The sequence below is a fragment of the Pseudomonas fitomaticsae genome (assembly GCF_021018765.1).
GTDB classification, from domain to species: domain Bacteria; phylum Pseudomonadota; class Gammaproteobacteria; order Pseudomonadales; family Pseudomonadaceae; genus Aquipseudomonas; species Aquipseudomonas fitomaticsae.
The window spans coordinates 4,776,823-4,797,615 of the sequence record NZ_CP075567.1; the positions used below are offsets into that span (position 1 = coordinate 4,776,823).

Consider the following 20,793-nt stretch of genomic DNA (forward strand, 5'->3'; position numbering starts at 1 on the left):
CGCCCCGCAACAGGAGTTTCCATGACCACCCAAATTCCCGAACCGGATCTGAACTACCTGCAGAAAGTCCTGCTGGAAATGCTCGCCATTCCCAGCCCCACCGGGTTCACCGACACCATCGTGCGCTACGTCGCCGAGCGTCTGGAGGAACTTGGCATTCCCTTCGAGATGACCCGTCGCGGCACGATCCGCGCCACCCTCAAGGGCAAGAAAAACAGCCCCGACCGTGCGGTCTCGGCGCACCTGGACACCATCGGCGCCGCCGTGCGCGCGGTGAAAGACAACGGGCGCCTGACCCTGGCGCCGGTGGGCTGCTGGTCGAGCCGATTCGCCGAGGGTAGCCGCGTCAGCCTGTTCACCGACAACGGTGTGATTCGCGGCAGCGTGTTGCCACTGATGGCGTCCGGGCATGCCTTCAATACGGCCGTGGACGAGATGCCGATCAGCTGGGATCACGTCGAGCTGCGCCTGGACGCCTACTGCGCGACCCGTGCCGATTGCGATTCGCTGGGCATCAGTGTCGGTGATGTGGTGGCCTTCGATCCTTTGCCCGAGTTCACCGAAAGCGGCCACATCAGCGCTCGTCATCTGGACGACAAGGCCGGTGTCGCCGCGCTGCTGGCAGCGCTGAAAGCCATCGTCGACAGCGGTCAGGAGTTGATGATCGATTGCCACCCGCTGTTCACCATCACCGAGGAAACCGGCAGCGGCGCGGCGGCGGCGTTGCCGTGGGACGTCAGCGAGTTCGTCGGCATCGACATCGCCCCGGTCGCGCCGGGCCAGCATTCCAGCGAACATGCGGTGAGCGTGGCGATGCAGGATTCCGGCGGGCCGTACGACTATCACCTGTCGCGACACTTGTTGCGTCTGGCGGGTGAGCACGAACTGCCGGTGCGCCGCGACCTGTTCCGCTATTACTTCAGCGATGCCCATTCGGCCGTCACCGCCGGTCACGACATCCGCACCGCCCTGCTCGCCTTCGGTTGCGACGCGACCCACGGCTACGAACGCACGCACATCGACAGCCTCGCAGCGCTCAGTCGTTTGCTCGGGGCGTACATTCTGAGTCCGCCGGTATTTGCCAGCGATGCGCAACCGGCCACCGGGTCACTGGATCGGTTCAGTCATCAGATCGAACACGAAACGCAGATGGAGAGCGACACCCGTGTGCCGTCGGTGGACAGCCTGGTGGGGCAACGCTCGGACAGTTGAGTCTGGCCCTCGGCGATCATTCGCCGTAGCATCCCGACATTGATTTAGCCGAGGTGCCCATGCTGATTCCCTACGACGCACTCGAAGTCGACACCCTCACCCGCCTGATCGAGGATTTCGTCACCCGCGACGGTACCGACAACGGTGACGACACGCCGCTGGAAACCCGCGTGTTGCGGGTGCGCCAGGCGCTGACCAAAGGCCAGGCGATGATCGTTTTCGATCCGGAAAGCGAGCAATGCCAATTAATGCTCAAGCACGACGTGCCCAAGCACCTGTTCGACTGAAAACGGTCAGCGGCCCTTGCCGCCGGCCTGTTTGCGCTGAATCCGTTCGTAGACCTCGGCACGGTGCACTTCGACCTGCTCCGGGGCCTCGACGCCGAACCGCACGCTGGAGCCGTTGACCGCCAGAACACGCAGGGTGATGTTGTCACCGATGGAAATCAATTCACCGACAACACGGCTGAGTACAAGCATGGGGGGTGTCCTTTCAAGGTTTTCGAGCCTTGAAGATGCGCGGCTTTCGGACGCCCTACAATGTGCGCCGGGCAAATCAGTCATCCCCTACACGCACAAACACGCAAGCCTTCGGACGCATCCTACAAATCAGCATTTCAACTGGCCGAAAACCGCGGACCGAACAGAATCACGCTCGCCCCTATTACACACAACGCAACGCCGATCCAGTCCGAGCCCAGCGGGCGGATGCGTTCGACCACCGCCAGCCAGCCAATCGAAGCAATGATGTAGATGCCACCGTACGCCGCATAGGCGCGCCCGGCATAGGTCGCTTCGATGCGCGTCAACAGCAGCGCAAACAGAGTCAGACTTATCAGCGCCGGGATCACCCACAAGGCGCTCTTGCCCTGGCGCAACCACATCCAGAACGCGAAACAACCGGCGATTTCGAACAGCGCGGCAAGGAAGAACCACAGGTAATTGAGCATGCAGGACATCTCGTCAGGGTGACTGTTGCGGCCACCCTAACGATGCGGCAAACCCTGGGCAAGTTCAGCCGTTGTTTTGTTTGGCCTTGGCGCGCATCTTTTCGGCCATCGCGGTCATTTCGTTGTACAGCAATTGCGGGTTCTTCTGTTTGAGCGCCCAGGCCATGCGCCCTTGTTCGTGGGGCAGGATCATGAACTCACCGGCAGCCACTTGCTTGTAGATGTAATCGGCAATATCGCTGGCGGTGATGGGCGAACTTTCCAGCAACTTGCCGACCTGGGCTTTCATCGCCGGCGTCGGGCCACGGAAAGAATCCAGCAGATTGGTCTGGAAGAACGACGGGCAGACCACATGAACCCCGACTTCCTGTTGGGCCAGTTCGATCAACAGGCTTTCCGACAGCGCCACTACCCCGGCCTTGGCCACGTTGTAGTTGCTCATCGCCGGGCCCTGCATCAACGCGGCCATCGAGGCGATGTTGATGATCTTGCCCTTGCTCTGTTCCAGCAGCGGCAGGAACGCCTTGCAGCCCTTGACCACGCCCATCAGGTTGATCGCGATCTGCCAGTCCCAGTCCTCCAACGACAGTTCGCTGAAGAACCCGCCCGAGGCCACACCGGCGTTGTTGACGATGATGTCGATGCCGCCAAGTTTCACTTCGCAGGCCTGGGCAAACGCGGTCAGCTGGCTGTAATCACGCACATCGCAGCGCTGGATGAAGCCGTCGCCGCCGGCCTCGCGAACGAGTTTCAGGGTCTCTTGCAAACCGGGCTCGCTGACGTCGGACAAGGCCAGTTGCCAGCCTTCACGCGCCCAGCGCAGCGCGATTTCGCGACCCAGGCCTGAGCCCGCGCCAGTGATCATCATGCGATTTTGCATAGCAGACAGCCTTGTTGTTCCGGGGAAGATGCGCGGAGTGTAGCGAAGGATCCGCAGCGACCCACGCTCCATCAGATTGCTGAATGGCGAGGGCAAACCGCGACAGCAAACGAAATAAGCGCGCGAGCCAAATACCTTAAAAAAACATTGAATCTTCTTTCATGCGCACCAGTCGGAATTTGTAAGCCGTCTGGATTTAGTTCAACTTCCAGCCGCCCTTGAACACCAAGACTTCACAGACACTATCAACAAGGAAATAGACATGGGCACAATTCTCATCATTATCCTGATCCTGTTGCTGATCGGTGGTCTGCCGGTCTTCCCGCACTCCAGAAGTTGGGGTTATGGCCCTTCGGGCATTATCGGTGTGGTGCTGGTGGTACTGTTGGTGCTGTTGTTGCTCGGTCGGATATGACTGTTTGACCGAAAAAAAAGAGGCCCTTTTAAAGGGCCTCTTTTTTATGGTGCCGAATGATCAGTCCGGCTTGCCGTTAATCACACCGGCGGTGTTGTCGATCAGGCTCTTGGTGGCCGTTTGCAGGAACGCTTCGAGCTTGAGTTTCAGCTCGGCCGTGCGCGGTGCATCCGGTACCACTTCGGCGTGCGGGTTGGCGCCCAGCTCGTATTGATAGATCTTCGGTGCCATTTCCTTCTCTTTCGGCAGCACCAGGATCTGGTCGGCGGTGACGATCGCGGTGGTCTGCTCACTGCCCGACGGCTTGATCACACCGAAACCGGTGTCACCCTGCGGCAGGTTCAGCAGATCGCGGCCCCAGCACTGATGGCGCACTTCGCCACCGAGGCGACCCATGATGGTCGGCACGATGTCAATCTGGGTGCCCACGGTGTGGTCGCGGGTACCGAATTTTTCCTGGATGCCCGGTGCGATCATCAGCATCGGCACGTTAAAGCGGCCCAGGTCCATTTCGGTGATCTGGCGCTCGTTGCCGAAGCCGTGGTCGCCGACGATGACGAACAGGGTTTCCTTGAAGTACGGCTCCTTGCGGGCCTTCTCGAAGAACTGGCCCAGCGCCCAGTCCGCGTAACGCATGGCGGTCAGGTGTTCGTTGAGCGGGCCACGGTCAGTGACGCGCTCGACCGGCAACGGCGTCGGCAAGGCGTACGGCGTGTGGTTGGACAAGGTTTGCAGCAGCGCATAGAACGGCTTGCCGTTTTCCCGGGCCTTGAGCTCCACCAGACCACGGTCGAACATGTCCTGGTCGGACACGCCCCAGGTCGGATCGGAGAACACCGGGTTCACGAAGTCGTTACGGCCGACGAAGTTGGTCATGCCCTGGTTGCTGAAGAAACCGGACTGGTTGTCCCAGGCAAAGTCGCCGTTGTAGACGTAGACGTCGTCATAGTCCCGAGCGCTGAGCAACTGCGGCAGGCCGGACAGCTTGTGGCTGCCTTCCGGGGTCTGCATCAGGTATTCGAAACCCGGCAGGTTCGGGAAGCAGGCCATGGTGGCGAACATGCCCTGGTGGGTATGGGTGCCGTTGGAGAAGAAACGGTCGAACAGCAGGCCTTCCTTCGACAGCTTGTCGAGGTACGGCGTGATGTTGCCCGGCGCGCCCAGAGCGCCCACCGAGTGACCGGCCATGCTTTCCATCAGGATCACGACGACGTTCTTGATCGGCAGGGTCTTGTCGGCAGGCGGCGTGTATTCACGACGCACGGCGGCGATATCGGCATCCACCAGTTTGTCGTCCGGCATCAGCAGCATCTCGCGCACCACTTTCTGCGCCTGATCCTGCGGCAGCGTGGCTTTCCAGATGTTGTCGCGATCCTCGCCCATCCGGTCCTTGGCCGCCGCGATCAGCGACAGCGTGCCGTTGAGGCCGAGCTGGTTGGCGAAATTCGAATCGGTGGTGTAGACGTCACCCCAACGCAGCGGCGGGCCTTGACGCAGGGTGCCACGAGCCGCCACCACGCAAATCAGCAGGCAGACTACGAACACTGCCAGACGCGCATACCATGGCGCCACTTGACGGGTGCCGACATTGCCACCGCTGAACGGGCCACGCGGACGGGTCAGACGGTCGGCGCCCTTGAATGCCAGGGTCAGGATCAGTGTGCCCACGGCCCACGCCAGCAGGTAACGCACCACCGGGAAACCGTACCAGAGCATGCTCATCACGGTTTTCGGGTCTTCCTTCACGTACTGGAACACCAGGCCGTTGAGGCGCTGGTGGAACTCGCGATAGAAGTCCATCTCCATCAGACCGAGGAACAGCGCGATGCTCGAAGCGACGGTCAGCCACAGACGGAAGAACCCGCGCGCCGCCATGGCCCGGGCACTGAACAGTGCCAGCACCAGAGGAATGCAGACATACACCACCAGCCGGATATCGAAGCGCAGGCCGTTGGCAAAGGCTTCGAGGAAGGTCGAGGCCGGGGTATCGAGGATCATCTCGCGGTTGTAGACCAGCAGCGCGAGGCGCAGCACGGAAAACATCACCATCATGACCAGCGCGCACAGGAGCGTGTAGGCCAGATGCGATTTGACGGTCGGTTGCAGCAGGCGACTGGAAGATCGCTGCTGACTCAGGGCGTCCGGGTTTGCCATGTCGTTTTAGGACCCATTGGAAGTTGAAGTTGCAAAAATTCAGCTGCGCCCTGCCCTCTGTTGGCCATTCCAGGCCCCGGGGCTTGCGCGGAGCGCAAATGTTGCACGATCACCGGCGGCATTGCCATTGATTAGTGCCCGCTGTCGGACGCTTTCATTCAAGGCGTGGCGCACCGGGACAGGTGCAGACAGCGCGGGCGAATTGTCTTGGAGACTTTGTGAAAATTTCGTTCAACGCATATCCGGAAACACAATAAACCTGGAAAACAAAACGCCCCGAGTTCTTCGGGGCGTTTACAGATGAACGCGACAGTTACTTCTCGGCGCGTTCTTTCAAGGCTTTCAGGGTGTTGAACGGAGCGTCGACCACAAACTTGTTGGCGATCATCGACGGCACGCTGCCGCCTGGTTCGGTGTGAACCTGATAGGTCACTTCAACCTGATCGCCCTTTGGCACGAACTTCCAGAAGCCTTTGACCTGCGCGACCCGGACAAAGCCTTTTTCTTCCGGCAGATATTTCGGCAGGCCTTCCAGATTGCGGGTCAGGCTGCCATCGGCGCCTTCAACGGTGGTGACGTGCAGGATCGAATCGCGCGGGGTAACCGGCCATGGCGTGTTGAACTGGGTGTAGGTCCAGCTCTGGTCGCCTTCGTGCTTGAGCAGTTTCTGGGTCTTGCACTCGTGAATCCAGGCGCAGGCACCGGAAACGTCTTCCTGCAAGGCGCGCAGTTTGGCGATGGTGGTCTTCATCACGGTCACGCCCTGATAAGACTTGTAGTCCGAACCCGGCACTTCGCTCAGGGAGACCTTGATGCCGTCTTCGTTCTTGGCGACTTTCCAGTCTTCAGCCTGGGCGACCGAAGTGGCCAGCACAGCCGTCAAACCACACAACACAGCGATACGGTGCAGCGAACCCATAGTCTTATTCCTTATTGTTGAAGTTCCGTTCGTTTGACACATCACGCCGCCGTCATCTGCTCCCACCAGCCGAGCAGTCTGATCGCGTCTTCCTGGCTGCTGCCGCAGACTTCGGGATCGGCCTTGAATCCTGAACAGACCGCCGGACGCTCCGGTCGGCCGAAAATGTTGCACAGGTTATCGACCGACAGCTGAATGCAACGTTCACCGGCAGGTTTGCCATCGGGCATGCCTGGAATCGGCGAACTGATGGAAGGGGCAATGCAGCAGGCGCCACAGCCTTCACGGCATTTCATGACGACGCGTTCCTCGCAGCGGGCAATGTGTTAAAGGGACGCGGAACAGGGTAACCGCTTAAACGGCTGTTTTAAATTCCCTGAACCGGGGTTTTTACGCAGAAACGAAAGTGACTGACCAGTCTCCGACAAAGCGTCTGGTCTGCGGGTCACCGACGGGGACGATTTATTGCTTGAACTCGAAATCCAGCGCCGCGCCTTCGACTTCACGGCGCTCTTCATTGCGCAGTTGCAACTGCATTTCATTGCTGAGCAAACGGCCGTTGAGCTGGAACCCGCTGTTCTTGTCACCAAACATCTGCGGCAGGATCGGTTCGCGCTTGGGCATCGTCACGGAGCCGGGAGGCTTCAATTCCTGAACCATGTCTCTGGGCAAGCTCAAATCGAGCTTCGCTGACGGCAGCGGTGTCTTGGCCACTTCTTTCGCCGACTTCGACTTGGAAGCGACCGGGGCGCGCTTCTTGGCTGGAGCAGCCTTTTTCTGCGGTGTTTTTTTCGCTGGAACGGTTTTCTTGGCCGTGACCGGTTTTTTCGCGGTGGCCGTGGCCGGCGTCTTTTCCTGAGCCGCAGCCGCCATGGCACCAGGCACATGACCCATCATCAGCAGGCAGAGCACAACCCAGACGGCAGAAAATTTCGCTTTCATGAACCCAACGAAGCTAACGGCAGAGGGCCATATGCTCGCCTGTTGGACGCCACATGACAAGCTCCACCATTGTTTCAAAACCCGCCGGCCATCTCCTGGCAGAGCTGTGTCGCCAGCATTCCGAGAGTCATCAGCGCCCGTTCCGCCTCGCGATTCCACGGGATGCCACAGTTCAACCGGATGCAGTGGTTGAACTGCTCGGTGTTGCTGAAGATCAGGCCCGGCGCAATGCTGATGCCCTGTTGCAGCGCCCTTACGTGCAATTCCTGGGTGTTGACCCGTCCCGGCAGACTGACCCACAGAATGAATCCGCCGGTCGGCCGGGTCATCTGCGTGCCTTCGGGAAAGTACTGCTGGACTGCCAGTTGGAACGCGCTGAGATTTTTTCGGTATTCCTGGCGGATGTACCTTAAATGCCGGTCATAGCCGCCGTTTTCCAGGTACGCCGCGATGGCCATTTGCGTGACGCTGCACGCCGAATGGGTGCTGAAAGTCTGCAAGCGCTGGATTTCCTGCTGGTACTTGCCGGCGATCATCCAGCCGATGCGCACACCGGGCGATAACGTCTTGGAAAAACTCGAGCAATAAATCACCCGATCAAGCCGGTCGTAGGCTTTGAGCGATTTGGTGCGGCCCTGCTCGAACATCAACTCGCCATAGATGTCGTCTTCGACGATCTGGATATCGAAGTCCGAGGCCAGTCTCAGCAGCTGCTTTTGCCGCTCTTCCGGCATGGTGCCGCCAAGTGGATTGCTCAAGCGAGTGGTCAGTACCAGCGCCTTGATCGACCATTGGTTGGCCGCCAGTTGCAGGGCTTCGAGGCTCATGCCGGTGGCGGGGTCGCTGGGGATCTCGATGACTTTCAGACCCAGCAGATCCGCCAGCTGCAGCAACCCGTAATAAGTTGGCGATTCGGCGGCGATCAGGTCACCTGGACGGGTCAGCACCCGCAACGACATTTGCAAGGCGTCGACGCAACCGTGGGTGATCACCACTTCCGAAGGGTCAACGACCACGCCTGCATCACGCATGCGAATCGCCACCTGCCGACGCAGCGGCTCGAAACCGGGGCTGAACATGTAGCTGAATGCCCGAGGGCTATGAAACCGGGTGACCTTGGCCAATTGCTGATGCAGGGCGCGCACCGGCAAGTAATCGACACTCGGCACCGCCGCCCCCAGCGGGAACACGCCTTCACGACGGGATTCGACCAATACTTGTTGAATGATGCTGCTACGGGTTACCAGGCCTGGCCGCTCGACCCGGGCGATGTCCGGCGTGGGCGCCGTCAGTGCGGGAGTCTGGTGCACGTAGTAACCGGACTGCGGCCGCGCGCGGATCAGGCCCTGATCCTCGAGATTGGCGTAAGCCTGCAACACGGTGGCATGGCTGACGTTGAGCTGCGAACTCATCTTGCGCACCGAAGGCACGCGCTCGCCCGGTTGATACACGCCACGGCGGATATCTTCGGCCAGCTGTTGAGCAATACGTTGGTAGAGCAAGAGATTGGTCATGACGCAGCACTCGATTTCACGGGCGTTTTATTCTTGTGTGAAACAATACCGGAACAGTTTGGAAGTGTACTGGGACAGTTGCCATATTAGTCAACCATACAGTGCTGTGTCGGTTAAATCTGTACTGCTTTGTGAGGTAATCGACAGACGTAAAAAAGCCCGGTGCTGCCTGACAGCCCGGGCTTTCCAGTAACGCCACCCTTAGCGGGCGGCGCCGAGCTGGCCCTTTTCGTCGGAGAACACGATTTCCACTCGACGGTTCTGCGCACGCCCACGCTCGGAAGCGTTGGCGTCCACCGGGTATTCATCACCGTAGCCTTCGACCTGAATGCGTTTTTCGTCGATGCCCAGATCCGTCAACACGTCCGCTACCGACTGCGCCCGATCGCGGGACAACTTGAGGTTTTCCTGCTTGCCACCGGTGCTGTCGGTGTAGCCCTCAATGCGCACGATGCGTTTCGGGTTGAGTTGCAGGAACTGTACGATCTTCAGCACCACGCGGTTGGCCGAGTTTTTCAGTTCGGCTTCACCGGTGTCGAACAGCACGTCACCCAGAGTCATCACCAGACCACGGTCGGTCTGGGTGGTGGCCAACGCAACGATCTGCTCTTCCAGCCATTTGCCCTGCTGTTGCACGCTCAGCAGTTTCGACTCGCGCAGGGCCAGTTGCAGGCGTTGACGTTCAAGCTCCAGCTTCGCCACACGCTCTTCGTTGAGCACCTGATTGGTGTGCTCACGGGCGATTTCGCTGTAGCGCTGGCTCAGATAGGCGTAATGCACCACGTCCGAGCCGCTGCCCCAGTACGTCGACAGACGATCGGCACGGGCCAGGGACTCACCGGCGCGGATCACGTCTTTCGGCGCGATACGCAGCACGTTGGAATCTTCCTTGACCTTCTGGAAGTCGGTGCTGGCCTGCTGCAATGCGGATTCGCTGTGCTGACCGGCGCAGCCATAAAGGCTGGCGCAACCGGCGAGGATCAGAGCGCCGAGGGCTTTGGACTTCAGGCTCATTGGGCATCCCCCAGTTGCTTGCGCAGTCGGACGATGCGGGTGTTGAGCACGTTCACTTGCTCTTCGCTCTTCTGGGTCAACACTTTGGCTTCCGCCAGACGTGCGTCGAGTTCGGCCTGTTCGAATCGCATCCGCGCATTCTTGTAGGACTCACCCGCCATGCTGCCTTTGGCCCGGTTGAACTTGTCTTCTGCCAGTTTCATTTCCGGCACGTCTTCAGCGGTGGCGCCCACGGCTTTGGCTTGCTCAAGGGCCTGCTCGGTCAGGCGCATTTGTTCGTTGGGTGCCGGATCGCTGGCGCAACCGGCCAGGGCCAGAACGGCCATGGCCGCGAAAAGAAGTCGATTACTCACTAAGAATCCCTACTGTTTTGGGGCGCTGACAGGTGGTTGCGGCGGCTGTTGCTGCTGCGCCTTCCAGCGCTCGATGTTGCGTTGCAGCGCGGCTTCCATCAGGCCGGACGCGGGCAATTCTGTCATCTTTTTGGCCAGCTGTCCGCGCAACCACGGATCGTTGCAGGCCGAGTTGTGCGAAACCGCGAGGAACAGACCGGGGCGGTCGATGGGTTGCTCAAAGGCCAGCAGATCATTGGCCATGCCCAGTGCCTGTGCGGCCGCCATGCCCGAGTAGCGACCGGCTAGTACATATTCCACCTCGCCCAGCAGAAGTTTCTGAAACGCCTGGGTCAGGTTTGCCGTACGGGTCAGGGTCAATTGCTGCTCGGCGAAAGTGCCGAATGCCGGGGTCATTCGAGACTTTTCCGACAAGCCGCCAGTATGCCCGTGCAGGTCCTTGGCTTCGCTGTAGACCAGGGCCGAGCCCTTGCGCGTCCACACCAGGTAGTCGTTTTCCAGCAACGGCGGGTGAATGTAGTCGAGGTTTTCCAGCTCGTTGAAGGTCAGCGGTGCGTCGGCCAGCATGTCCATACGTCCGCTGCGCACTTCGTCGAGAGCCTGGGAACGCTTGCCGGCGTACAGCAGATCGACTTTGATCCCCAGCTCTTTCGCCACCTGTTGCAACAGGTCGGCGCTGGCACCGATCAGTTGCTTGGGGTTCTGCGGATCCTGCCAGAGGTACGGCGGTGCATCCGGGCTGCCGGTGACGACCAGCCGCTCGCACTTGCCCGCCGCCGCCGACAGGCCCGGCAACAATGCCAGCCCCAGCAACCACGAGCAGCCCAACCGACGATGCAGATCCATGGCGTAACGCTCCCACTCAAATCCGAGACAAAAAAAGCCCGACCAAAAGGTCGGGCTCTTTATAAGTGAAGCGGCCGGATTAGACCAGCTTCTCCAGCTCAGGTACGGCTTCGAACAGATCCGCCACCAGGCCGTAATCGGCCACCTGGAAGATCGGCGCTTCTTCGTCCTTGTTGATCGCAACGATCACCTTGGAGTCTTTCATGCCGGCCAGGTGCTGGATCGCGCCGGAGATACCGACGGCGATGTACAGCTGTGGCGCAACGATCTTGCCGGTCTGACCGACCTGCATGTCGTTCGGTACGAAACCTGCGTCGACCGCGGCGCGGGAAGCACCCACAGCAGCGCCGAGCTTGTCGGCCAGGGCGTACAGGTGTTTGAAGTTGTCGCCGTTCTGCATGCCGCGGCCGCCGGAAACGACGATCTTGGCAGCGGTCAGCTCAGGACGATCGGACTTGGCCAGTTCTTCGCTGACGAAGCTGGAAGTGCCGGCGTTGTGAGCAGCAGCAACGGATTCAACCGAAGCGGAACCGCCTTCAGCGGCAACCGGGTCGAAACCGGTGGCACGCACGGTGATCACTTTGATTGCAGCGGTCGATTGCACGGTAGCGATGGCGTTACCGGCGTAGATCGGACGCTTGAAAGTGTCAGCGCTTTCGACCGAGATGATCTCGGAGATCTGGTCAACGTCCAGCTGGGCGGCAACGCGCGGCAGGATGTTTTTGCCGTTGGAAGTGGCGGCAGCCAGGATGTGGCTGTAACCAGCGCCCAGCTCTGCAACCAGAGGAGCAACGTTTTCCGGCAGCTGATGCGCGTAGGCAGCATTGTCAGCGTTCAGGACTTTGCTCACGCCAGCGATTTTCGCGGCGGCTTCAGCCACGGCGCCAGCGCCCTGGCCTGCAACCAGAACGTGGATGTCGCCGCCGATTTTGGCAGCGGCAGCCACGGTGTTCAGGGTGGCCGGAGCCAGCACCTTGTTGTCGTGTTCGGCGATTACCAAGATAGTCATGATCAGATTACCTTCGCTTCGTTTTTCAGTTTCTCGACCAGTTCAGCCACCGACTTGACCTTGATGCCCGCGCTGCGTGCGGCCGGCGCTTCGACTTTCAGGGTCTTGTTGGTGGAGGCGGTGGAAACGCCCAAAGCGTCCGGAGTCAGCGTCTCGAGAGGCTTCTTCTTGGCTTTCATGATGTTTGGCAGGGACGCGTAGCGCGGCTCGTTCAAACGCAGGTCGGTGGTGACGATCGCCGGCAGTTTCAGGGAAACGGTCTGCGCGCCGCCGTCGATTTCGCGGGTCACGGCAACGCTGTCGCCGGAGACTTCGACTTTCGAGGCGAAAGTGCCCTGACCGTAGCCGCTCAGTGCAGCGAGCATCTGGCCGGTCTGGTTGTTGTCGCTGTCGATGGCCTGTTTGCCCAGGATCACCAGCTGAGGCTGTTCCTTGTCGACCACGGCCTTGAGCAGCTTGGCCACGGCCAGGGAAGTCAGGTCTTCAGCGGATTCGACGAGGATGGCGCGGTCGGCACCCAGAGCCAGTGCGGTACGCAGCTGTTCCTGAGCGGTGGACGGGCCGATGGAGACGACGACGATTTCAGTCGCAACGCCTTTTTCTTTCAGGCGTACGGCTTCTTCCACTGCGATTTCGCAGAACGGGTTCATCGACATCTTGACGTTGGCGAGGTCTACGCCGGAATTGTCCGCCTTGACGCGAACCTTGACGTTGTAATCCACAACGCGTTTGACAGCTACAAGAACCTTCATGGATTCCTCGTTACTCTCCGGTGAAAAGAAAGTCGCCTAGGCGAACCTGGCGGTTGATGCTCATCGGGCACAAGGGCACCTCTAAAAACGCCGGCTGAGCGCGATGACCGTTCGTCAGTCGTGACCGACGAGTCATGCCGCTTCGCGGTGTGTAAACTGCGCGCCGAACCTGCGCTGCGCATCACCGGTTACCGCCTACGCCCTGTCTTTAGAGGTGCTCTTGAAACCACCATTCAGCCTACGGCGAGCGCAAAACCGCCCGTATCTTGACCGGAACGCCCATTCTGGTCAATACGCCAAAATGCCCTGTCATAAGCCGCGCTTCTTTGATTTCTCTGGGCTGGAGCCGATTCAAACAAACGTTTGTATTGGACGCTAAGAGTGGTGTAGATATAATGCGCCGCCTAGAGAGAAAGGTGGTTTGCCCATTATTACCCTTGACGTTAACGTAAAGGCAATAACGGATACGACACCGAACCTCCAAATTAGAAAAAAAACTGTTGAGCCTTGAGTAGGAGATAGCCTGTGGAACGCGAATACATGGAATTCGACGTGGTCATCGTCGGTGCCGGCCCCGCTGGCCTGTCCGCCGCCTGCCGTCTGAAGCAGAAGGCCGCCGAAGCCGGTAAGGAAATCAGCGTCTGCGTGGTCGAAAAAGGCTCCGAAGTCGGCGCACACATCCTGTCCGGTGCCGTATTCGAACCACGGGCCCTGAACGAACTGTTCCCGGATTGGAAAGAACTCGGCGCCCCGCTGAACACGCCCGTCACCCGCGATGACATTTTCGTGCTGAAAAACGCCGAAAGCGCGCAGAAAATTCCTGACTTCTTTGTGCCCAAGACCATGCACAACGAAGGCAACTACATTATCTCCCTCGGCAACCTGTGCCGCTGGCTCGCTCAGCAGGCCGAAAACCTGGGCGTGGAAATCTACCCTGGCTTCGCCGCTCAGGAAGCGCTGATCGATGAAAACGGGGTAGTTCGCGGGATCATCACCGGCGACCTCGGTGTCGACCGCGAAGGCCACCCTAAAGAAGGCCTGTACACCCCGGGCATGGAACTGCGTGGCAAGTACACGCTGTTCGCCGAAGGCTGCCGTGGCCACATCGGCAAGCAGCTGATCAAACGCTATAACCTCGACAGCGATGCCGACGCCCAACACTACGGCATCGGCCTGAAGGAAATCTGGGAAATCGACCCGGCCAAGCACCAGCCAGGCCTGGTGGTGCACACCGCCGGTTGGCCGATGGACATCATGGGCACCGAGAACACCGGCGGTTCCTTCCTCTATCACCTGGAAAACAACCAGGTGGTGGTCGGTCTGATCGTCGATCTGTCCTACAGCAACACCTACCTGTCGCCGTTCGACGAATTCCAGCGCCTCAAGCATCACCCGGTGCTCAAGCAATATCTGGAAGGCGGCAAGCGCATCAGCTACGGCGCACGTGCGATCTGCAAAGGCGGCCTGAACTCGCTGCCGAAAATGGTCTTCAAGGGCGGCGCACTGATCGGTTGTGACCTCGGCACCCTGAACTTCGCCAAGATCAAAGGCAGCCACACCGCGATGAAATCCGGCATGCTCGCCGCTGAATCCGTGGCCGACGCGCTGTTCGCTGACAAGGACGGCACTGAAGAGCTGACCACCTACGTCGACGCGTTCAAGAAGAGCTGGCTCTACGAAGAACTGTTCGCCAGCCGCAACTTCGGCCCGGCGATCCACAAATTCGGCGCCATCGTCGGTGGGGGTTTCAACTGGCTGGACCAGAACATCTTCGGCGGCAAACTGCCGTTCACCCTGCACGACACCAAGCCGGACTACGCCTGCCTCAAGCTCGCGGCCGACTGCAAGAAGATCGACTACCCGAAACCCGACGGCAAGATCAGCTTCGACAAGCTGAGCTCGGTGTTCATCTCCGGTACCAACCATGAAGAAGAACAGCCGTGCCACCTGAAACTGACCGACCCGACCATTCCGCTGAGCAAGAACCTGCCGCTGTACGACGAGCCGGCGCAGCGTTACTGCCCGGCCGGCGTGTATGAAGTGATCACCAAGGAAGACGGCGAGAAGCGCTTCCAGATCAACGCCCAGAACTGCGTGCACTGCAAGACCTGTGACATCAAGGACCCTTCGCAGAACATCACCTGGGTGACGCCGGAAGGCGCCGGCGGCCCGACCTACCCGAATATGTAAGTCGAACCGCTGAACATCAAGGCTCCCGAAACGGGGGCCTTTTTGTTGCCCGCGATTTGTAAAGGATCAAGCCGCGCGCTCATCCCCCGGACTGCGTTCGAAATAACGCTTGTACTCGCGACTGAACTGCGACGTGCTCTGATACCCCACCCGATGTGCCACCTGCGCCACCCCCAGTCCTTCGGCGATCAACAACGTCTGCGCCTTCAACAAACGTAAACGCTTCAGATACTGCACCGGCGACAGCAACGTGCTGCGTTTGAAGTGTTCGTGAAAGGTCGACACGCTCATGTTCGCGCAACTGGCCAATGTCTCGACGTTCAACGGTTCGGTGTAGTGCGAGTGCAAATGGCTGATCGAAGCCGCCACTCGCGCAAACTGCCCCTGTTGCTCCACCAATGCCCGCAGCACATCAGCCTGGGGCCCGCGCAACGCGACGAACAACAACTCGCGCACCCGCGCCGGCCCGAGAATCTGGCATTCCAGCGGATCGTGCAGACAGCGCAGCAAGCGTTCGACGCAACCGCGCATGTCATCGTCGAGCACCACCGAAGTCATCGACTCCGGTGTCTGCGCCGGAATATGCCGCCCCGGCGCCAGCCCCATGGCCAGCACCAGTTCACCGAGCAGCACCCGGTCGATCGCCACCGACACACCCAGCAACGGCGCGTCCGGCAACGCGTAGGTCTCGCACTCGAACGGCACCGGCAACGCCTGAATCAGGTAATGCCCGGCGCCGTACTCCATGGTGCGCGGCCCCAGATACGCCAGTTTGCTGCCCTGGGCGATGATCATCAGGCTCGGTTCATAAATGTGCGGGCCACGGGCGACGTCGCAACTGGCGCGCAACACCTGCACGCCCGGCAGCCCGGTCTGGCTGTAACCATCGCGCAGCGCCAGCGGTTCGATCAGCGAAACCAGAGTAGCGTTGGCATCAAGGTGACGGGTCAATTGCATCGGGTGGCTCTTCAGAAAAAATCACGGAAAAAGGGATAGAAGCATCATCGCAGATCCTTTTGCCAATGCGACCGATCAACCCCGCATGCCGGAGGATTAGGCATGACACCCGGAGGAATCGCCATGGCCGGACGACCGGACGGCGCCCAGAATGCGCCGCCTCACCTGTCACTGCTTTTGCGAGGTTTCACATGTACACCGCCATCGGCTATGCCGCTCAAACGGCCACCACGCCCCTCGCCCCGATGAAGTTCGAACGCCGCAGCCCTCGGGCCGACGACGTCGCCATCGAAATTCTGTACTGCGGCGTCTGCCACTCCGACATCCACCAGGCGCGCAACGAATGGGGCATCGCCGTTTACCCATTGATGCCCGGCCACGAGATCGTCGGAAAAGTCACCGCCGTCGGTGCGAACGTCACCAAACACAAGGTCGGTGATCTGGTCGGTGTCGGCTGTATGGTCGACTCCTGCCGCACCTGCGACGCCTGCCAGTCGAACCTCGAGCAATACTGCCTCGAAGGCCCGACCATGACCTATGCCACTCCCGACCGGGTCGACGGCAGCAACACCATGGGCGGTTATTCGGACAGCATCGTGGTCAGCGAACACTTCGTGGTGCGCATCCCCGAGAAGCTGGATCTGGCGGCCGCCGCACCGATTCTCTGCGCCGGCATCACCACCTACTCGCCACTCAAGCACTACGGCGTGAAGGCCGGCGACAAGGTCGGGATTCTCGGCATGGGCGGCCTCGGCCACATGGGCATCAAGTTCGCCAAGGCCATGGGCGCTGAGGTGACGCTGTTCACACGTTCGGCGAGCAAGGCCGAGGAAGGTCGTCGTCAGGGCGCCGATCATGTGATCGTGTCCACCGACGAAGAGCAGATGAAAGCTGCGGCCGGTCGTTTCGATTTCCTGCTGGACACCATTCCGGTGCAGCACGATCTCAATCCGTACCTCGACACCCTGCGCTTCGACGGCGTGCACATTCTGGTGGGCCTGATCGAACCGATCGATCCGCCGGTCCACGCCGCGAAACTGGTATTGGGTCGTCGCGTATTGGCCGGCTCGCTCATCGGTGGCGTCGCCGAAACCCAGGAAGTGCTGGATTTCTGCGCCGAGCACACCATCAGCTGCGACATCGAAATGCTCGACATCCGCCAGATCAACGAAGCCTACGCCCGCATGATCGCCGGTGATGTGAAGTATCGTTTCGTCATCGACATGGCGACTCTGAAGCTCTGATTCCTCAGACCTTCAAGCCAAGTTCTGCCGAGAGCCGGGCCGTGACCCCTTTGATCAGGGGAATCAGCTCGGCCATTTTTTCCAGCGGCATGTACGGCACGGTGCTGGCGATGCTGATGGCCGCGACGATACGCTTGCTCGCGTCGCGGATCGGCGCCGCCACGCAACGGATCGACGGTTCGTTGTCTTCCAGATCGAACGCATAGCCGCCGGCCACGTATTCGGCCATCCGCTGCTCCAGCTGCTCCCACGACTGCTGGGGATGCTGCGGCCAGAACTGACTTTTCCCACCCGCCGGCAGACTGATGTCGTACAGACGCTGCCAGTCCTGCGGCGCGTCATCCAGCATCAGCGCCTTGCCGATCCCGGTACGCGCCAACGGCATGCGATGGCCGACCCGCGAGCGCATTTCCGGGCCGTTGCGCCCCGGGTTCTTCAGCAGGTACAGCACCTCGTCACCTTCACGAATCCCCAGGTGAACGGTATCGCCGGTCAGCGCCGACAACTCGTCCAGATACGGCCCGGCCAGGGTCGCCAGCGGCAACTCTTCGCGTGCCTGGAAACCCAGTTCGATCAACTTCGGCCCCAGCAGATAACCGACTTGCGGCACCACGCGCAGGTAGCGCTCGTCCACCAGACAACTGGCCAGACGATGGGTGGTGCTGCGCGTGGTGCCGATCAGGCGGGCAATCTCTTTGAGATCGCGGGCGCCACTGGCGACGGCCTGCACCACACCCAACCCGCGAAGCAGGGTCTGGGTGCCGGTCGGCGCGGCGTCCTTGGCGGTTTTTGGGGCGTCTTCCTGCATATCCAGCCTTTAGCGTTGAGCGAGGGAACGGGCGGCATTATGGTCGCCCGGCATGGCCGACTACAACTCGATGCGCTCGACCTTGCCCACCAGCAGCACGTAGGACAAAGCACCAATCAATGCCAGAACCGCGATGTAGGTGATCGCCGGTGCGAACGAATCGCCGCTGGCCAGGAAACCGATGACAATCGGCGTGGCAATCGCCGACAGGTTGCCGATGAAGTTGAACACCCCACCGGTCAAGCCCAGCAGCCGCGCCGGCGCCAGAGTCGAGACCAGCGACCAGGTGATCGATGCCAGCCCGTTGCCGAAAAACGCCAGAGCCAGGAAGGCAATCACCAGCGGCGTCGACTCGACGAAGTTGGCGCCGATGATCGAGGTGGAAATCAGCAACCCGCCAATGATCGGCAACTTGCGCGCAAACCCGACAGTGCAACCACGGCGAATCAGGAAGTCGGAAAAGAACCCGGAACAGAGCACACCGATAAACGCGGCGAGAAACGGCAGCGACGCCAGCAGACCGGACTTGATGAAGTCCATGCCGCGGTATTTCACCAGATAGGTCGGGAACCAGGTCAGGAAAAACCACAGCGTCGAGTTGAGGCAGAACTGGCCGAGGTAGATCCCCCACAACTTGCGTTTACTGAGGACGATGCCGAGATCGGTCCAGCTGAATTTCGCCTTCACCTTGGCGGTTTCGGCGGCGATATCCACCAGCCCGCCGCCCTCGCGGATCAGGTCGATTTCGCCTTGGTTGGCGCCTTTGAAATCACGCGGTTCGCGATACACCGCGTACCAGATCGCCGCCCACACGATGCCCACCGCGCCGGTCACGACAAACACCATGTGCCAGCCAAACTCATGTTGCAGCCACGCCAGCACCGGGGTCAGAAACGCCAGCCCGACAAACTGCCCTGAGGTGTAGAAACCGATGGCCGTGGCCCGCTCACGCTCGGGGAACCAGGTCGTCACCACGCGGCTGTTGATCGGATACGCCGGCGCTTCCAGCGCACCGACCGCCATGCGCAGCACGAACAGCGCGATGAAACTCGCAGCGAAACCAAGCATCACCGTGGCCAGCGACCACAGCAACAGTGCGACGCTATAAAGGATGCGCGGCGGCACCCGATCCACCAGCCAGCCGCCGGGGATCTGCATGGCGGCGTAGGTCCAGCCGAACGCCGAGAAGATCAGTCCGACGTGTACCGGGTCGATGCCCAGATCCGTCGTCAGTGCCGGGGCGGCAATCGACAGGTTGCTGCGGTCGAGGTAGTTGATGACCACGGTGATGAACAGCAACACCATGATGAAAAATCGCTTGCGGCTGGGCGTGACTAACGTCGCTTGCCCGGTAAGGGTTTGCGGTTGCATGGGGGAGCGCCTCTTCTTATGTTTATTGAGGTCGAGGGTATGCAGATCTCCGCTCCCTGGAGATCTGACTTACTGGATGCGGCAGAGAGTCAGCGACTCACCACTCGGCAAAACTGCCATCGGCATGCCGCCAGATCGGGTTGCGCCAGCGGTGGCCGACCGCCGCGCGTTCGATCACGTATTCCTCGTTGATCTCGATGCCCAGGCCCGGGCCGTTGGGGATTTTCACGAAGCCTTTGTCGTAGTCGAACACCCGTGGATCCTTCACATAATCGAGCAGGTCATTGCTCTCGTTGTAATGGATGCCCAGACTCTGCTCCTGGATAAACGCGTTGTAACAAGCGGCGTCCAGTTGCAGACACGCCGCCAGCGCGATCGGCCCCAGCGGGCAATGCAGTGCCAGCGCCACATCGTAGGCTTCGGCCATGTTGGCGATCTTGCGGGTCTCGGTGATGCCACCGGCGTGGGAGGCATCCGGCTGGATGATGTCGACGTAGCCTTCGCTCAACACCCGTTTAAAGTCCCAGCGCGAAAACAGCCGCTCACCGAGGGCAATCGGCGTGCTGGTCAGCGGTGCCAGTTCTTTCAGCGCTTCGTAGTTTTCGCTGAGCACCGGCTCTTCGATGAACATCAGTTTGTACGGGTCGAGTTCCTTCATCAGCACCTTGGCCATGGGTTTGTGCACCCGGCCATGGAAGTCGACACCGATGCCGACGTTGGGCCCCACCGCATCACGCACGGCGGCAACGTTGGCCAGCGCCAGATCGACTTTTTCGAAGCTATCGAGGAATTGCAGCTCTTCGGTGCCGTTCATTTTCACCGCCGTAAAACCACGGCCTACCGCCTCTTTCGCGGCCCGCGCGGTGTCTGCCGGGCGGTCCCCACCAATCCACGAATAGACACGGATCTTGTCCCGCACCTGACCGCCGAGCAGGTCGCTGACCGACACGCCCAGCGCCTTGCCCTTGATGTCCCACAGCGCCTGATCGATGCCGGCCAGTGCGCTCATGTGGATCGCGCCGCCCCGGTAGAAGCCGCCGCGATACAGCACGGTCCAGATGTCCTCGATATTGCGTGGGTCTTTGCCGATCAGGTAGTCAGATAATTCCTCGACCGCTGCGGCGACCGTGTGGGCACGGCCCTCGACCACAGGCTCGCCCCAACCGGTCACGCCCTCGTCGGTTTCGACTTTCAGGAAGCACCAGCGCGGCGGGACGATGAAGGTGGTGAGTTTGGTGATTTTCATCTGCTTGTCTCTCTTGTT

22 protein-coding genes are annotated in these 20,793 nt (G+C 60.4%); 5 read left to right on the forward strand and 17 right to left on the reverse strand.

The annotated features are described in order from the left end of the window. The first annotated feature begins 21 nt into the window (after positions 1–21). Positions 22–1,212, forward strand: a complete 1,191-nt coding sequence (locus tag KJY40_RS21505) for an osmoprotectant NAGGN system M42 family peptidase (protein WP_007950879.1) — start codon at positions 22–24, stop codon at positions 1,210–1,212. A gap of 59 nt (positions 1,213–1,271) precedes the next feature. Next, positions 1,272–1,499, forward strand: a complete 228-nt coding sequence (locus KJY40_RS21510; RefSeq protein WP_230732716.1) for a YheU family protein — start codon at positions 1,272–1,274, stop codon at positions 1,497–1,499. A gap of 6 nt (positions 1,500–1,505) precedes the next feature. On the opposite strand, the gene csrA is transcribed toward KJY40_RS21510, so the two are convergent. The 3 genes from csrA to KJY40_RS21525 all read right to left on the reverse strand — a co-directional run bounded on the left by csrA (position 1,506) and on the right by KJY40_RS21525 (position 3,041). Continuing rightward, entirely contained in the window at positions 1,506–1,691 is a 186-nt protein-coding gene (gene csrA / locus KJY40_RS21515) for a carbon storage regulator CsrA (RefSeq protein WP_230732719.1), read from the reverse strand. A 137-nt stretch (positions 1,692–1,828) separates the two neighbouring features. Continuing rightward, on the reverse strand, positions 1,829–2,161 hold the full coding sequence (locus tag KJY40_RS21520) for a YnfA family protein (RefSeq protein ID WP_230732721.1): 333 nt from the start codon (positions 2,159–2,161) through the stop codon (positions 1,829–1,831). A gap of 64 nt (positions 2,162–2,225) precedes the next feature. Continuing rightward, positions 2,226–3,041, reverse strand: coding sequence for an SDR family oxidoreductase (locus tag KJY40_RS21525; protein WP_007950873.1), 816 nt, complete (start codon positions 3,039–3,041; stop codon positions 2,226–2,228). A 256-nt stretch (positions 3,042–3,297) separates the two neighbouring features. Here KJY40_RS21525 and KJY40_RS21530 point away from each other — a divergent pair, with 256 nt between their 5' ends. After that, positions 3,298–3,456, forward strand: a complete 159-nt coding sequence (locus tag KJY40_RS21530; RefSeq protein ID WP_169432680.1) for a DUF3309 family protein — start codon at positions 3,298–3,300, stop codon at positions 3,454–3,456. A gap of 60 nt (positions 3,457–3,516) precedes the next feature. Here the strand turns inward: KJY40_RS21530 and KJY40_RS21535 are convergent, their stop codons facing one another. The 10 genes from KJY40_RS21535 to KJY40_RS21580 form a co-directional block, all read right to left on the reverse strand. Then, on the reverse strand, positions 3,517–5,610 hold the full coding sequence (locus tag KJY40_RS21535; protein WP_230732723.1) for an LTA synthase family protein: 2,094 nt from the start codon (positions 5,608–5,610) through the stop codon (positions 3,517–3,519). Between the two features lie 313 nt (positions 5,611–5,923). After that, on the reverse strand, positions 5,924–6,529 hold the full coding sequence (locus KJY40_RS21540) for an START domain-containing protein (RefSeq protein WP_230732725.1): 606 nt from the start codon (positions 6,527–6,529) through the stop codon (positions 5,924–5,926). A gap of 41 nt (positions 6,530–6,570) precedes the next feature. After that, positions 6,571–6,825 (reverse strand): YkgJ family cysteine cluster protein, encoded by a 255-nt coding sequence (locus KJY40_RS21545; RefSeq protein ID WP_230732727.1) that lies wholly within the window; start codon positions 6,823–6,825, stop codon positions 6,571–6,573. Between the two features lie 166 nt (positions 6,826–6,991). Further along, complete coding sequence (locus tag KJY40_RS21550; protein WP_230737742.1) at positions 6,992–7,471, reverse strand: translation initiation factor 2; 480 nt, start codon at positions 7,469–7,471, stop codon at positions 6,992–6,994. A 74-nt stretch (positions 7,472–7,545) separates the two neighbouring features. Beyond that, a complete protein-coding gene (locus tag KJY40_RS21555) occupies positions 7,546–8,985 on the reverse strand; it encodes an aminotransferase-like domain-containing protein (protein ID WP_007950868.1) in 1,440 nt (479 codons plus the stop codon). Between the two features lie 201 nt (positions 8,986–9,186). After that, complete coding sequence (locus KJY40_RS21560) at positions 9,187–9,999, reverse strand: OmpA family protein (RefSeq protein WP_230732729.1); 813 nt, start codon at positions 9,997–9,999, stop codon at positions 9,187–9,189. Continuing rightward, a complete protein-coding gene (locus KJY40_RS21565) occupies positions 9,996–10,352 on the reverse strand; it encodes a DUF4398 domain-containing protein (RefSeq protein WP_170929392.1) in 357 nt (118 codons plus the stop codon). Before KJY40_RS21565 ends, KJY40_RS21560 begins: the two co-directional genes overlap by 4 nt. A gap of 9 nt (positions 10,353–10,361) precedes the next feature. Then, complete coding sequence (locus KJY40_RS21570) at positions 10,362–11,198, reverse strand: substrate-binding periplasmic protein (protein ID WP_230732731.1); 837 nt, start codon at positions 11,196–11,198, stop codon at positions 10,362–10,364. A 79-nt stretch (positions 11,199–11,277) separates the two neighbouring features. Next, the gene (locus KJY40_RS21575; protein WP_085647477.1) at positions 11,278–12,207 is read right to left on the reverse strand and encodes an electron transfer flavoprotein subunit alpha/FixB family protein; all 930 of its coding nucleotides are present in this window, start codon (positions 12,205–12,207) and stop codon (positions 11,278–11,280) included. 2 nt (positions 12,208–12,209) lie between these two features. Further along, positions 12,210–12,959: an electron transfer flavoprotein subunit beta/FixA family protein gene (locus KJY40_RS21580; protein ID WP_007950859.1), complete on the reverse strand. Its 750-nt coding sequence runs from the start codon at positions 12,957–12,959 to the stop codon at positions 12,210–12,212. A gap of 525 nt (positions 12,960–13,484) precedes the next feature. Between KJY40_RS21580 and KJY40_RS21585 the strand changes: the two genes are divergently transcribed. Further along, complete coding sequence (locus KJY40_RS21585) at positions 13,485–15,149, forward strand: electron transfer flavoprotein-ubiquinone oxidoreductase (RefSeq protein ID WP_230732733.1); 1,665 nt, start codon at positions 13,485–13,487, stop codon at positions 15,147–15,149. A gap of 66 nt (positions 15,150–15,215) precedes the next feature. Here the strand turns inward: KJY40_RS21585 and KJY40_RS21590 are convergent, their stop codons facing one another. Then, entirely contained in the window at positions 15,216–16,106 is an 891-nt protein-coding gene (locus KJY40_RS21590) for an AraC family transcriptional regulator (protein WP_007950856.1), read from the reverse strand. Positions 16,107–16,297: 191 nt separating this feature from the next. Here KJY40_RS21590 and KJY40_RS21595 point away from each other — a divergent pair, with 191 nt between their 5' ends. Then, positions 16,298–17,350 carry an NAD(P)-dependent alcohol dehydrogenase gene (locus KJY40_RS21595; RefSeq protein WP_230732735.1) on the forward strand — a complete coding sequence of 351 codons (1,053 nt, stop codon included), beginning with the start codon at positions 16,298–16,300 and terminating at the stop codon, positions 17,348–17,350. Positions 17,351–17,354: 4 nt separating this feature from the next. Here KJY40_RS21595 and KJY40_RS21600 read toward each other — a convergent pair whose 3' ends face one another. The 3 genes from KJY40_RS21600 to dgoD form a co-directional block, all read right to left on the reverse strand. Then, positions 17,355–18,158 (reverse strand): IclR family transcriptional regulator, encoded by an 804-nt coding sequence (locus KJY40_RS21600; RefSeq protein ID WP_230732738.1) that lies wholly within the window; start codon positions 18,156–18,158, stop codon positions 17,355–17,357. Between the two features lie 60 nt (positions 18,159–18,218). Next, positions 18,219–19,529: an MFS transporter gene (locus tag KJY40_RS21605; RefSeq protein WP_085696968.1), complete on the reverse strand. Its 1,311-nt coding sequence runs from the start codon at positions 19,527–19,529 to the stop codon at positions 18,219–18,221. 97 nt (positions 19,530–19,626) lie between these two features. Beyond that, entirely contained in the window at positions 19,627–20,775 is a 1,149-nt protein-coding gene (gene dgoD, locus KJY40_RS21610) for a galactonate dehydratase (protein WP_085745039.1), read from the reverse strand. Between the last annotated feature and the right edge of the window lie 18 nt (positions 20,776–20,793).

What these genes read in the sequence shown, in the direction of transcription:
- KJY40_RS21570 (WP_230732731.1), bottom strand. Translation starts at nt 11,198, where the DNA reads ATGGATCTGCATCGTCGGTTGGGCTGCTCGTGGTTGCTGGGGCTGGCA.
- KJY40_RS21590 (WP_007950856.1), bottom strand. Translation starts at nt 16,106, where the DNA reads ATGCAATTGACCCGTCACCTTGATGCCAACGCTACTCTGGTTTCGCTG.
- KJY40_RS21595 (WP_230732735.1), top strand. Translation starts at nt 16,298, where the DNA reads ATGTACACCGCCATCGGCTATGCCGCTCAAACGGCCACCACGCCCCTC.
- KJY40_RS21555 (WP_007950868.1), bottom strand. Translation starts at nt 8,985, where the DNA reads ATGACCAATCTCTTGCTCTACCAACGTATTGCTCAACAGCTGGCCGAA.
- KJY40_RS21510 (WP_230732716.1), top strand. Translation starts at nt 1,272, where the DNA reads ATGCTGATTCCCTACGACGCACTCGAAGTCGACACCCTCACCCGCCTG.
- KJY40_RS21520 (WP_230732721.1), bottom strand. Translation starts at nt 2,161, where the DNA reads ATGCTCAATTACCTGTGGTTCTTCCTTGCCGCGCTGTTCGAAATCGCC.
- KJY40_RS21550 (WP_230737742.1), bottom strand. Translation starts at nt 7,471, where the DNA reads ATGAAAGCGAAATTTTCTGCCGTCTGGGTTGTGCTCTGCCTGCTGATG.
- KJY40_RS21505 (WP_007950879.1), top strand. Translation starts at nt 22, where the DNA reads ATGACCACCCAAATTCCCGAACCGGATCTGAACTACCTGCAGAAAGTC.
- KJY40_RS21605 (WP_085696968.1), bottom strand. Translation starts at nt 19,529, where the DNA reads ATGCAACCGCAAACCCTTACCGGGCAAGCGACGTTAGTCACGCCCAGC.
- KJY40_RS21545 (WP_230732727.1), bottom strand. Translation starts at nt 6,825, where the DNA reads ATGAAATGCCGTGAAGGCTGTGGCGCCTGCTGCATTGCCCCTTCCATC.
- KJY40_RS21580 (WP_007950859.1), bottom strand. Translation starts at nt 12,959, where the DNA reads ATGAAGGTTCTTGTAGCTGTCAAACGCGTTGTGGATTACAACGTCAAG.
- KJY40_RS21525 (WP_007950873.1), bottom strand. Translation starts at nt 3,041, where the DNA reads ATGCAAAATCGCATGATGATCACTGGCGCGGGCTCAGGCCTGGGTCGC.
- KJY40_RS21560 (WP_230732729.1), bottom strand. Translation starts at nt 9,999, where the DNA reads ATGAGCCTGAAGTCCAAAGCCCTCGGCGCTCTGATCCTCGCCGGTTGC.
- KJY40_RS21535 (WP_230732723.1), bottom strand. Translation starts at nt 5,610, where the DNA reads ATGGCAAACCCGGACGCCCTGAGTCAGCAGCGATCTTCCAGTCGCCTG.
- KJY40_RS21575 (WP_085647477.1), bottom strand. Translation starts at nt 12,207, where the DNA reads ATGACTATCTTGGTAATCGCCGAACACGACAACAAGGTGCTGGCTCCG.
- KJY40_RS21540 (WP_230732725.1), bottom strand. Translation starts at nt 6,529, where the DNA reads ATGGGTTCGCTGCACCGTATCGCTGTGTTGTGTGGTTTGACGGCTGTG.
- dgoD (WP_085745039.1), bottom strand. Translation starts at nt 20,775, where the DNA reads ATGAAAATCACCAAACTCACCACCTTCATCGTCCCGCCGCGCTGGTGC.
- csrA (WP_230732719.1), bottom strand. Translation starts at nt 1,691, where the DNA reads ATGCTTGTACTCAGCCGTGTTGTCGGTGAATTGATTTCCATCGGTGAC.
- KJY40_RS21600 (WP_230732738.1), bottom strand. Translation starts at nt 18,158, where the DNA reads ATGCAGGAAGACGCCCCAAAAACCGCCAAGGACGCCGCGCCGACCGGC.